Consider the following 12,573-nt stretch of genomic DNA (forward strand, 5'->3'; position numbering starts at 1 on the left):
TGAGGAGTACTTGCTGTGGATAGCCGCAAATCTGAAGCCCCGACGCTGGACCTCTCCCCGCCCAGCAACAGCTGGCTGGAACGCCTGTTCAAACTGCGCTTGCATGGCACCACAGTGAGGACCGAGTTGATCGCCGGCCTCACCACCTTCATCACCATGGCCTACATCATCTTCGTCAACCCCAACATCATGGCCGACGCCGGCATCGACCACGGCGCGGCGTTCGTCGCCACCTGCATCGCCGCCGCCCTGGGCTGCCTGCTGATGGGCCTGTACGCCAACTGGCCGGTGGGCCTGGCGCCGGGCATGGGCCTGAATGCGTTTTTCACCTACACCGTGGTCGGCACCATGGGCTACACCTGGGAAACCGCGCTGGGTGCGGTGTTTATCTCGGGCGTGCTGTTCATGGGCCTGACCCTGTCGCGGGTGCGTGAGTGGTTGCTCAACAGCATTCCGGTGAGCCTGCGCCATGCCATGGGCGCGGGTGTCGGTTTGTTCCTTGGGGTGATCGGCTTGAAGACAGCCGGGATCATCGTCGATAGCCCGGCCACGTTGATCAAGCTCGGTTCGCTGCATGAACCCGCACCACTGCTGGCGGCGGTGTGCTTCCTGCTGATTGCCATCCTCAGCTACCACCGCGTCTTCGGCGCCATCCTCATCAGCATCATCGCCGTAACCTTGGCCGGCTGGGGCCTGGGCCTGGTGCACTACAACGGCATGATCTCCACCCCACCAAGCCTGGCGCCGACCTGGATGGCCATGGACGTGAAAGGTGTATTCAATGTCAGCATGATTAGCGTTGTATTTGCCTTTCTTTTTGTACACATGTTCGATACCGCAGGTACACTGATGGGCGTCGCGCAACGGGCCGGGCTGGTCAATGCCGATGGCAAGATCGATAACCTGTCCCGCGCGTTGAAAGCCGACAGTGCTTCCAGCGTGTTCGGCGCGATGGTCGGTGTGCCACCCGTGACCAGCTACGTGGAAAGCGCCGCCGGTGTTGCCGCTGGCGGTCGTACCGGGCTGACGGCCGTGACCGTGGGTGTGCTGTTTGTGGCCGCGATGTTTTTTGCTCCGCTGGCCGGCATGATTCCGGCCTATGCCACCGCGGGTGCACTGATCTACGTGGCAATGCTGATGATGGCGAGCATGGCGCACATCAACTGGGATGAAGCCACCGACAGCATTCCGGCGATTGTCACGGCAATCATGATGCCGCTGACCTTCTCGGTGGCCGACGGTATCGCCTTGGGCTTTATCACGTACGTGGCGCTCAAGGCGGGCACCGGCAAGTACCGCGAGATTTCGGTGAGCCTGTGGGTGCTGTGCGCGATCTTTATCGCCAAATTCATATTTCTATAAAAACGGAGTACATGATGAACCTGGAAACCTGGCTACTGTTTAGCGGCGCTGCACTGATCGTGATCCTGATCCCTGGCCCGTTGTCGCTGCTGATGATCAGCAACAGCCTCAACTACGGTCTGCGTCGCTCGTATCCAGCGTTTCTCGGTGGGGTGTTTGCCTCGATCTGCCTGTTGAGCGCCTCGGCCCTGGGCCTGGGCGCGCTGTTGCTGGCGTCCGAACAACTGTTCAGCGCCTTGAAGATTGCAGGCGCGGCGTACCTGTTTTACCTCGCCTGGCAGAGCTGGCAGCAATCACGGCAACCGGCAAAAGCGGCAGAAGTACCGTACAGCGCGCCGGTCCCACGCTTTCGTGCGCTGTTTGGCCGGGCGTTTGTGCTGGGTGCCAGCAACCCCAAGGACATCCTGTTTTTCGCCGCATTCCTGCCGCAATTTCTCAATAGCCAGCAGGCATTTCTCCCACAATTACTGATCATGATCGCCACCTGGACCGCCCTCGACTTGCTGTGCAAGTTGTTCTACGGCCTCAGTGCCCATGGCGCGGCGCGTTACCTGCGCAGCGGCAGCGGCCAGGGCTGGTTCAACCGGGTGAGTGCGGCCTTTTTTGGGACTGCCGGCGTGGCGGCGTTGCTCCGGGCTTGAGGCTGCCGAACCGGGCAAAATACAGGGTCGGCGGTTCTGTGGGGGTCCATTGGATACCGGCAATGATCCGTACCAGACGCCCTTCGTCCATGGCCTTTTTCAGCGGCGCAAACGCCTTGGCATAATGCGCCAGCACGCTGCGCCGCTTGAACCACTCGTCAGTCAGTTGCATGGCGTGAGCGGCATGCAACTTGACACTGGAAGTGTTGGCCCAGCGCGTCAGCACGTAGTACCGGTTGTTGGAGTACGGATGCGTGCAACTGTAATCCAGCGTCGCCTTCGCGCCTGGTTTCTTGTCCAGGGCACGTACGATAAACCCCTGCTGCTCCAACACCTCTCTAACGGCCTTTTGCATGATTTGCGAACGCTCGATCAGATTGGTCTGGGTGGGCATTTGCAAGGAGCGGTGCAGTGGCTGGCGCACGTTGAAGTCCATACGTTCGAACCCCGGCGTCGAGTTCACATCCCCCAGATAGAGGGTGGTACGGGTGTTGCTGTCGAGGGGGCGCAATAGCCGGAACAAATCATCGGTCTGCCCCACGGCATTGGGCGTCAACCACTTGTCCAGCGTGGCTCTGAGATCGAGCAGGTGAGTCGCGGTGAGACGTGGGTGTGGGTCGGACAACTCCAGCAGCCGCTCGATCAAAAACGTACGACTGCTCGCGGACAGGCGGGGAAATACCCGGCCCAAGGCCAGATGCAAGGGTTCGCTGAACAGCGGACGGTGAAACGTCCACTGACCGTTCGCCGCAACGGTGGCCGGGATGGGTTGATCAAACAACCCTGCTCCCAGCCAATAGCGGATATCCATGGCCGCGGAGTGCGCCAGGGGCTGATCGCGGGTGATGAAAACCAGGTCCCGAGGCGGGCGGTTCGAACCATCCGGGAGCACTCGAAAGTAACGACCGTTGTGGTGCAGCACCCGGTAATTGCGTACAGGAGGCGCAACCGAAACCTGGAAGATCCCGCGTTCGGGCAGCAACTCCGTCAATGTCAGCTCACGCGCGACCGCCCAGGCCTGAAACGACTGCGGCGCAACCTGTGTCTGGCGCATGGCTCGATCAAATGCCACCCGCGCAGGCGGCCTCCAGTCCGTTGTGCTCTGCGCCCTGAAGGGCTGCCACAAGGCTGAACTGGGCCCAGGTTGCGGCGACGGTGGCGGAGCATCAGCTCCCAGCAACCATTCCCGCTCTTCTCGGATGTACAGCAGCAACTCCCCTTCGGCTTCGCCAGCGAGGCTTTTGATCCGCAGCGCCGCTTCATTTGGGCGCCGATACAGCGGGTAGCCATATTCGCCATCCACTAGCACCTGCTCGCCATTTTTGACGTAGATGCCCTTTTCTCCAACGCCACGCAAGGCAACGGCCCCCTCGCGGGAAAATGGCTTTTTGAAGCGCTCCAGCACGCCGATGGTGTGCGCAGCCGCTGGCGGCGTAGCCAGGGTATTGGCCATCCAGCCCTGGCGGCGGTGCAACTGGCGCAGCGCCGAACGCATCGCTCCACGGCCCAGTGCCGTTCCAGGCTTGGCCAATCCGGCGGTTGGCACGAATGACGTCAGCACATCAAAAAACGCCATCAGGGTGATAAACGCCACATCGACCGCGTCCTCTGGCCGACCACTGAGGTGGTAGCGTCTTGCGGCAAGCAGCATTTCATACAGGCTGACGCCCACCCCAAGCACCGGTACAAAGGACAAGAGCCCGCGCACGCTGGCCTGCCACTGTTCGCCAAGGCGTTGCCGACGGTACTGCGCCAGGGTCGCGCCCGTGTTTGCACGGGCGTGCACGCGGCGCTGGACCTCCAGCATGCGCCCATGGGCGAGCACCGCCAGGGCATCACAGTGGCAGGTACTGACGATATCCAGCCAAGCCGTGGGTTCGGCGTCGATCTGCTCCCGGATCTGCCCCTCGATAACCTCGGCGGCAGACGCCGCTACGCGGTGCTTGATATTGAACGAGCGGACAAACCGGCTGATCTGCTCGTACAGCCCCAGGACCGCGTGCCCGAACAAGCGGGAGGGGATAATCTTGACCAACGGCGCCCTGCTGATGGCCGGCGCGGAACAATTCCCCGGATAGCCAGCCAATGCTTCGGCCTCCCAATCCGGGGCCACCAGGCTGGCGAGCGCCCTCACGTTGTCAGGGCTGGCCCCCTGGCGATTCAACGCAGCCCTGGCCAGTTGCCAATCCGCGTACTCGCTCAACACCGGGAAATGCACTGCGCTCGGCCAGTACACCAGGCAGAGCGGCGTGCGGTTGTCGGTGATCACCAACAGGCCGGTGATGTGCCGATCATGCGCCAGGGTATGACCGCGCAAACGCACAAAACTCAGGCTCGGCGAGGGCACGCCTGCTGCCGCCCGCGGTGCCATGGCGCGGGTAAACAACTGCCGGGCCGGCACTGAAAGCCCTTGCTGCGTCGCCGAAAACAGCTGCATCCGGGCGAGCTGTTGCGCCGCACGATCAACCAGCGGCCGTGGCAGGCCAGTGGAGGGCCGCGCCGGGTAAAACATCTGGCGGATCAGCCGCTGATAGTGACCGGCTATGTCCAGGGATGCCAGGGTCGTCATCAGATAGCGCGGCGTCAGGCGCGCTTGCCACGCCGGTTGCACATACCGCGCACGGTTCAGCCGCCACTCGGTCCAGGGCGCCTGGGGGTCGAGATTGTGCAGCGCCAGCTCCAGCAGGCTGAAGGTGGTGCGCTGCGGGCTGACGGTCTTTTTGATATGACGATCACCCGGCGCGCAGGTACTTGCCCAGCCGCAGAACTGTGAACCGACATCGTCGGGCATATCCAGCAGTGGCTGGTCGATATCCACCCCCGGGAAGAAACCGTCCGCCGTCAATTGGGCCGTCAGACGCTGGCGAGCAAACGTCTCCAGTGACGGCAGGATGTGCCACAGGCGGCCCTCCACCGCCATCGCACTGCCCAGGTAGCGGCGTTGCAGGTGCCTATGGTTTTTTTTAGCGGCCGCAGATGCGGTAGCGAGCCAGGCTGGCTGGGCCTTGGCATGCCTCGCCGCCAGCCGGAGCAGCTCGACGTTAGCCAGGGCCGCGTTGCGCAGCGGGTTGTCCGGTACTTGCAGGTGCTCAAACAGTTCCTGGGCCAGGACCCGTCGCGCCAATGCCGGATCGCTGATTTCGCTGAACAATCGATCGTTGCCAGCCAGACGCTTATCCAACTGCCGATGAGCGTCGATCAGCGCCTTGAAATCGTCACGCAGTACATCGTGGGTCGCGACAACATAATCCACCGCGAGCGTCAGTGACGCCGCCAAGCGGGCGGCGCGGCGTTCATCACGTTTGATACAGCGCCACAACGCCGAGTCATCAGGCCCGGCCAGGCTGGCCCGCAAGCTTTGGGACAACCCTTCGAGACAATCAAACACTGCCAGGCCGCCATGGCTGCCACTCACCACCAGCACCACCGGCTGAAGCCGGGCCGGCGCCCCCTGGGCAGCTGTGGTGGTGACGACCATCAGCCCCCTCAGGGTGTAGCGAACAGGCGCACTGCCACCGACGCAGACGCGCAAAACACCGGTGTCGCTGCCTTGTCGGGCCGCCGCCAAAGGCGTGTTGAGCACTTCGAGCAAGCGATCAAGGTGGGTTTGCTCGATCACGCCCAACTGACGCATCAGCTGCGCTTCACATCGCAGCGCCTGGAGCTGGGCCGCAAACACCAGCGCTGAACGGTTGCGCGTGCCATCCGGGCGTTCGGTCCAGAACGCCAGTTGCAACAGGCGCTCACCGGCATCGAGCGTCCACTGCCTGACCGCCTGCGCCTTGGCCTGTCGCTGCTCCTGATCCTGCAAAAAAACCTGATAGGCGTCGGTTTCGCGGGCGGGGGCCTTGGCATCCAGCAGTGCCAGCAACCCTTGTTCATAACGCCTGATGTGCAGGGCACGGGTGCCGCGCGGCAGGTCTGAGCATTGGCTCGCCAGGATAACCTCGGGTTGACGGCGCAGACGATCCCACTCCAATAGCTCATCCAGCGCGGGGCCCCACGCAAGCGTACCCACCGCACGCCGCCGGCCCAGCTCGATGAACCGCATCAGACGCGCAGCCTGGCGGCTGGGCAGTTCGGCATCGAGGGGCACGTCAAGCGCGTAATTGATCGACAGCAGCGCGGCCCATTCATTGGCCGATTGCTGCTCCAGCATGGCGTGCAGGCTATGCGCCAGGGCGTCGCCACTGAGCGTCTGGCTGGGCTGCAGCGGTGGCAACGTTGCCACGTCCGCCCGGCTAAAGGGCAGGTACTGCCACGCATCCCCCAGCAACCACGCCTTGATCCGCTCGGGCAGTTGCGCCTGCAGCTGCTGCCAGGAGCTGAACTCATGAAACCCAAGGTGCAAGCCCGGCAGGTACACCACCTGCGTGGTGCTGTCTCGATAGAGGTGCAGCGCCCCGGGGATCGCCAGAGTGCCTGCGCTGGCGTGGGGCCACATTATTCGGCCTGCGTGCACCGTGGCCCAATCGCCGCCGGCCTGCTGGCGCGCGGCGAGGGTGGGCGCGTCCCACAGTTGCTTGACCAACGTGTAGCCCGCGTCCGACAACGTGAACAACTGCTGCGCCAGGAAGGCCTGCTCGGCAAACACAGCCTTGTGCAGTTCCACCGCGCGCTCCTGGCGCGATGATGCGCTGCCGTGGGCCAGTTGCTGCCAATAATCCGCCACCGCACCGCCAACCCGGGCCACCAACTGCAGTTTGCCGACCTGCTCCAGCGCCTGTACTGCATTGAAGGGCAGCCTCGCGCCGGGATCGCCCTTGATACTCAGCGCCGTGAAGTGATGGAGATTGATCGGCGGATACGGCTCGGTAAACAGCGCCAGGGTCCGGTCCATCAGACTGTTGCGATGCTGGGTCGGGCGCGGTGGCAGCGGCTCGCTGAACAGCAAGCTGTAAGGGTCCAGGCCGAACGCCTGGCGCAGCGCCCCACGAATCCGTGACAACAGCCGGGGCGCGCGCACGACCAGGGTGCGCAGGGAGTGGGCGGCGCGTGTGCAACGTTCATGGGCGCTGTACAACTCGTCAACCGTGCGACTGGGCAGGCGTACGCTGTTGATGCGCCGTGTCAGCCGCGTACGAATCGCCGCCAGGCGCTGCTCCTGGGTCGTGCCCGGGTCGTCAAAATCGAAGGATTGCGGTGCAACGTCGGGGGTATCGAGGCTCATGGCGGGGTCTTCATGGCAGGAAAACCCGAGCCTAGTCACCCAACCCTGAGCCGGTGCGCTACATAAATGGCAGGCGAAAAAAAGCCCGCAGTGTGGGCGGGCGAAAAACCAACGAAGAGCTTTGGGGGTGTGAAGCGAGGTGACGCTAGCTACCGCGATAGGTGGAGTAGCTGTAGGGCGAAATCAGTAGCGGGACATGGTAGTGCTCCTGTTCGGCGCTGATGCCGAAGCGCAATACCACCACATCCAGGAAAGCCGGCTCCGGCAATTGCACGCCGCGGGCGCGGTAATAATCGCCAGCGCTGAATTGCAGCTGGTAGACACCACTGCGGTAGTCGTCGCCTTGCAACAATGGCGCGTCGCAGCGGCCGTCGCTGTTGGTCAGGGTGGTGGCCACCAGTTCCAGCTGCGCGCCTTCGACGCGGTACAGCTCAACCTTGATTGCGCTGCCGGGGCAACCGTGTGCGGCGTCCAAAACGTGTGTGGTCAAACGTCCCATGGCGTCTAGGCGCCTCCCGAAGTCAGTAGAAGAGAGATCCGCACTTTTTCAGGGCAGTGAAAAAGCCGGCGATGGCTGATTAAGACACTTTTTAAAAAAATTGTACACAATAAAAATCACAAACCTTTTGATCACCCCGCCCATATTGCCTGAGCAGCCAATCAGCGAGTAATCCTTGCTTTTAAACGACCTTTTGTCCATTAGCTGACCAACTGGGCAAGTTTCTTGCTACACCCTTTACACAGAGCCCTGCGGAAAAAATGCAGAAATGTAGGCTTACAAAGTGGACGATAAGTTGTATACAATCACTCATCGCTGTGACGCCACCCAGTCATTCCACTGCCCGGCCGCCACATGAATGATCACGAACAAGAAGGAAGACTGCAGTGAGCGCTGACTACCCACGCGACCTGATCGGTTACGGCAGTAACCCTCCTCACCCCCACTGGCCGGGCAAGGCACGCATTGCGTTGTCGTTTGTACTCAACTACGAGGAAGGCGGCGAGCGCAACATCTTGCACGGTGACAAAGAGTCCGAAGCCTTTCTCTCGGAGATGGTCTCGGCCCAGCCGCTGCAAGGTGCGCGCAACATGAGCATGGAGTCGCTGTACGAATACGGCAGCCGTGCCGGCGTGTGGCGCATCCTCAAGCTGTTTAAAGAATTCGATATCCCGCTGACCATCTTCGCCGTGGCCATGGCCGCCCAGCGCCACCCGGATGTGATCCGCGCCATGGTCGACGCCGGCCACGAGATCTGCAGCCACGGCTACCGCTGGATCGACTACCAGTACATGGACGAGGCCCAGGAACGCGAGCACATGCTCGAAGCGATCCGCATCCTCACCGAACTCACCGGCGAACGCCCACTCGGCTGGTACACCGGGCGCACCGGCCCGAACACGCGGCGGCTGGTGATGGAGGAAGGCGGCTTCCTCTACGACTGCGACACCTACGACGACGACCTGCCCTACTGGGAACCCAACAACCCCACCAGCAAGCCGCATTTGGTGATCCCCTACACCCTGGACACCAACGACATGCGCTTCACCCAGGTGCAGGGTTTCAACAAGGGCGATGACTTCTTCGACTACTTGAAAGACGCGTTCGATGTGCTCTACGCCGAAGGTGCGGATGCGCCGAAAATGCTTTCCATCGGCCTGCACTGCCGCCTGATCGGCCGCCCTGCACGCCTGGCGTCCTTGAAGCGTTTTATCGAATACGCCAAAAGCCACGAACAGGTGTGGTTCACTCGCCGAGTGGACATTGCCCGTCACTGGCACGCAACCCACCCCTACGCGGGAGCGGCGAAATGACTGCGTTCCAAACCCTGAAACCCTCGACCTTGAGCCGCGACGCATTCGTCGCCGCCTTCGCCGACATCTACGAACATTCGCCATGGGTGGCCGAAAAGGCCTACGACCTGGGCCAGGACCCTTCGATCGACGAGATCGAAACCCTGCACCAGCGCATGAGCGACATCCTGTTGAGCGCCGATCATGCCAGCCAGCTGGCCCTGATCAACGCTCACCCGGACCTGGCCGGCAAAGCCGCCGTCCAGGGCCAACTGACCCAAGCCAGCACGGATGAACAGGCTGGCGCGGGGATTCACCAATGCACGGCCGAAGAGTTTTCTCGCTTCACCGAGCTGAACGATGCCTACAAGGCCAAGTTCAAGTTTCCCTTCATCATGGCGGTAAAAGGCAGCAACCGGCATCAGATCCTGGCCGCGTTCGAAACGCGCATCCACAACTCGGTGGACACCGAGTTCAAATGCGCCCTGGCCGAGATCAACAAGATCGCGTTGTTCCGTTTACTGACCCTCTAAACGACCATCCCCAGCCACTCTATCTAAGGCAGACAAGAAGAATGAAAGCTTACGCCGTACCTTTCGAGAAGTTCGTCAACCTGGCCGACGCCCGCCTGGGCACCAAGATTCTTTCGGTGACCGATGACTGGTTCGCCGACGCCAACCGCCTGTTCCAGCCGACCCCGGCCGTATGGAAGGAGGGCGTTTTCGATGACAACGGCAAGTGGATGGACGGCTGGGAATCACGCCGCAAGCGCTTCGAAGGCTACGACAGCGCGGTGATCCGCCTGGGCGTACCCGGCTCGATCAAAGGCGTGGACATCGACACTTCATTCTTCACCGGCAACTTCCCGCCGTCGGCCTCTCTCGAAGCCTGCTTCCTGGCCTCGGGCGACCCTGATGAGAACACCCAGTGGGTGGAAGTGCTGTCGGCCGTCGAGCTGCAAGGCAACAGCCACCACTACCACGAGATCAGCAACGACAAGGCCTTCAGCCACCTGCGCTTCAACATCTACCCGGATGGCGGCGTGGCCCGTCTGCGTGTGTACGGTATTCCGTTCCGCGACTGGTCGTCGATCGGCGACAACGAACAAGTCGACCTGGCCTCGGCCCTCAACGGCGGCCGTGCACTGGCCTGCTCCGATGAACACTTCGGGCGCATGAGCAACATCCTCAACCCAGGCCGTGGCATCAACATGGGCGACGGCTGGGAAACCGCACGTCGCCGTACTCCGGGCAATGACTGGGTGATCGTCGCACTGGGCCACCCGGGCGAGATCGAGAAAATCATCGTCGACACCCTGCACTTCAAGGGCAACTACCCGGACACCTGCTCGATCCAGGGCGCCTTCGTGAAAGGCGGCACCGACAGCCAGATCGAAACCCAATCGCTGTTCTGGCGCGAGCTGTTGCCTTCGCAGAAGCTGGAAATGCACGCTGAACACAGCTTCGCCGAGCAGATCAAGGCGCTGGGGCCGATTACCCACATCCGCCTGAATGTGTTCCCGGATGGGGGTGTGAGCCGCCTGCGCGTTTTGGGCAAAGTAGCCAAGTAAGCGGTGAACCCGATCGCAGGCAAGCCAGCTCCCACATTTGAATGTATTCACACATCAAAATGTGGGAGCGGGCTTGCCCGCGATGGCGGCCGAACAAACAACACAACATTCGGATAAGAAGACAGCCATGCGCACACTAGTGATCGAACCCCTGACCAAAGAAGCCTTCGCCCCTTTCGGAGACGTTATCGAAACCGACGGCAGCGATCACTTCATGATCAACAACGGGTCGACCATGCGCTTTCACAAATTGGCCACGGTCGAAACCGCTAAACCGGAAGACCACGCCATCATCAGCATTTTCCGCGCCGACGCGCAGGACATGCCGCTGACCGTGTGCATGCTGGAGAGACACCCGCTGGGCAGCCAGGCGTTCATACCGCTGCTCGGCAACCCCTTTCTGATCGTGGTCGCGCCACTTGGCGATGAACCTGTATCGGGCTTGGTCCGCGCCTTCGTCACCAACGGCAGGCAGGGCATTAATTACCATCGCGGCGTCTGGCACCACCCGGTGCTGACGATCGAAAAGCGGGATGACTTCCTGGTGGTTGATCGCAGTGGCACAGGCAATAACTGCGATGAGCATTTTTTCAAAGAGGATAAGCGGTTGATCCTCGCCCCCCACCAATAAGAGAAGGCTTGATCACCCGACAACAAGGGTGACAGGCGAGAGGTAAAGACTGTGGAAGCACATCTGTTGGAATGGCTGAACCTTAGCGTGCGCTGGGTTCACATGATCACTGGCGTCGCGTGGATCGGCGCTTCTTTCTACTTTGTCTGGCTGGAAAACAACCTCAATCGCGTCAACCCCAAGAACGGCCTGGCCGGTGACTTGTGGGCGATCCACGGTGGCGGTATCTACCACCTGGAAAAATACAAACTGGCCCCGCCGACCATGCCGGACAACCTGCACTGGTTCAAATGGGAAGCCTATTTCACCTGGATGTCGGGCGTCGCGCTGCTGTGCGTGGTGTTCTACCTCAACCCGACGCTGTACCTGCTAGCCCCCGGCAGCAGCCTCAGCGGCACCGAAGGCGTGTTGCTGGGCATTGGCTCACTGTTCGCCGGCTGGTTCATCTACTCCTTCCTCTGCGACTCGGCCCTGGGCAAACGCCCTGCCCTGCTCGGCTTCATCCTGTTCGTGCTGTTGATTGCCGCCGCGTACGGCTTCAGCAAAGTGTTCAGCGGCCGTGGCGCCTACCTGCACGTGGGTGCGGTGATCGGCACCATCATGGTCGGCAACGTGTTCCGCATCATCATGCCGGCGCAACGCGCACTGGTCGCGGCGATCGCCGAGAACCGCACGCCAGATCCGGCGCTGCCGGCCAAGGGCTTGCTGCGTTCACGCCACAACAACTACTTCACCTTGCCGGTGCTGTTCATCATGATCAGCAACCACTTCCCGAGCACCTACGGCAGCCAATACAACTGGCTGATCCTGGCCGGTATCGCCGTGGCCGCCGTGTTGGTCCGTCACTACTTCAACACCCGGCATAACAGCCAGAAGTACGCGTGGACCTTGCCGGTGGGCGCCTTGGCGATGATCAGCCTGGCCTATGTGACCGGTCCCAAGCCAGTGGCCGAAGTAGCCAAGGCCCCTGCGGCCATCGAGTACCAACCGTTGCCAGAGACGGCATTGGGCGGTGGCTTGAAACCGGCAGCGCCCGCCGCTGCGCCTGCTGCCGAACCGGCACCTGCGCAGGCGTCGATTGATTTCGACAAAGTGCATGGGGTGATCCAGGAACGCTGCGCCGTGTGCCATTCGGCCAAGCCCACCAGCCCGCTGTTCAGCACCGCACCGGGTGGAGTGATGTTTGATACCCCGGCGCAGATCCAGCAGCAGGCGGCGCGCATTCAAGCGCAGGCCGTGGCGACCCAGATCATGCCGTTGGGCAACATCACCCAGATGACCCAGCAGGAGCGGGATCTGATTGGTACCTGGATCAATCAGGGGGCCCGTACCAACTAACTGATCCACACACATCCAACGGTGGAAGAGGGCTTGTGTGGGAGCTGGCTTGCCTGCGATGGCATCACCC

Annotated in this window: 9 protein-coding genes; 7 read left to right on the forward strand and 2 right to left on the reverse strand. The window is 61.8% G+C overall.

The genetic code is table 11. The features are described from left to right. Nucleotides 1–15: 15 nt before the first annotated feature. Nucleotides 16–1,362 carry an NCS2 family permease gene (locus B348_RS0109530; RefSeq protein WP_017735892.1) on the forward strand — a complete coding sequence of 449 codons (1,347 nt, stop codon included), beginning with the start codon at nucleotides 16–18 and terminating at the stop codon, nucleotides 1,360–1,362. A gap of 14 nt (nucleotides 1,363–1,376) precedes the next feature. After that, a complete protein-coding gene (locus B348_RS0109535) occupies nucleotides 1,377–2,003 on the forward strand; it encodes a LysE family translocator (RefSeq protein WP_017735893.1) in 627 nt (208 codons plus the stop codon). Here the strand turns inward: B348_RS0109535 and B348_RS01000000129865 are convergent. Beyond that, complete coding sequence (locus B348_RS01000000129865; protein WP_017735894.1) at nucleotides 1,942–7,173, reverse strand: dermonecrotic toxin domain-containing protein; 5,232 nt, start codon at nucleotides 7,171–7,173, stop codon at nucleotides 1,942–1,944. The genes B348_RS0109535 and B348_RS01000000129865 overlap by 62 nt on opposite strands. A gap of 145 nt (nucleotides 7,174–7,318) precedes the next feature. Further along, complete coding sequence (gene uraH / locus B348_RS0109545; RefSeq protein ID WP_017735895.1) at nucleotides 7,319–7,672, reverse strand: hydroxyisourate hydrolase; 354 nt, start codon at nucleotides 7,670–7,672, stop codon at nucleotides 7,319–7,321. A gap of 386 nt (nucleotides 7,673–8,058) precedes the next feature. On the opposite strand from uraH, the gene puuE reads away from it, so the two are divergent. The 5 genes from puuE to B348_RS0109570 all read left to right on the forward strand — a co-directional run bounded on the left by puuE (nucleotide 8,059) and on the right by B348_RS0109570 (nucleotide 12,503). Beyond that, nucleotides 8,059–8,985, forward strand: a complete 927-nt coding sequence (gene puuE, locus B348_RS0109550) for an allantoinase PuuE (RefSeq protein ID WP_017735896.1) — start codon at nucleotides 8,059–8,061, stop codon at nucleotides 8,983–8,985. Beyond that, nucleotides 8,982–9,497: a 2-oxo-4-hydroxy-4-carboxy-5-ureidoimidazoline decarboxylase gene (uraD, locus tag B348_RS0109555; protein ID WP_017735897.1), complete on the forward strand. Its 516-nt coding sequence runs from the start codon at nucleotides 8,982–8,984 to the stop codon at nucleotides 9,495–9,497. The genes puuE and uraD overlap by 4 nt, the downstream gene beginning before the upstream one ends. Before the next feature lie 41 nt (nucleotides 9,498–9,538). Further along, a complete protein-coding gene (gene alc, locus B348_RS0109560; protein ID WP_017735898.1) occupies nucleotides 9,539–10,534 on the forward strand; it encodes an allantoicase in 996 nt (331 codons plus the stop codon). A gap of 127 nt (nucleotides 10,535–10,661) precedes the next feature. Continuing rightward, nucleotides 10,662–11,165 (forward strand): ureidoglycolate lyase, encoded by a 504-nt coding sequence (locus B348_RS0109565; RefSeq protein ID WP_017735899.1) that lies wholly within the window; start codon nucleotides 10,662–10,664, stop codon nucleotides 11,163–11,165. A gap of 51 nt (nucleotides 11,166–11,216) precedes the next feature. Further along, the gene (locus tag B348_RS0109570; protein ID WP_026136689.1) at nucleotides 11,217–12,503 is read left to right on the forward strand and encodes a urate hydroxylase PuuD; all 1,287 of its coding nucleotides are present in this window, start codon (nucleotides 11,217–11,219) and stop codon (nucleotides 12,501–12,503) included. The last annotated feature ends 70 nt before the right edge of the window (nucleotides 12,504–12,573 follow it).

Origin of the sequence: Pseudomonas sp. CBZ-4 (assembly GCF_000346755.1) — a bacterium.
Lineage (GTDB): Bacteria > Pseudomonadota > Gammaproteobacteria > Pseudomonadales > Pseudomonadaceae > Aquipseudomonas.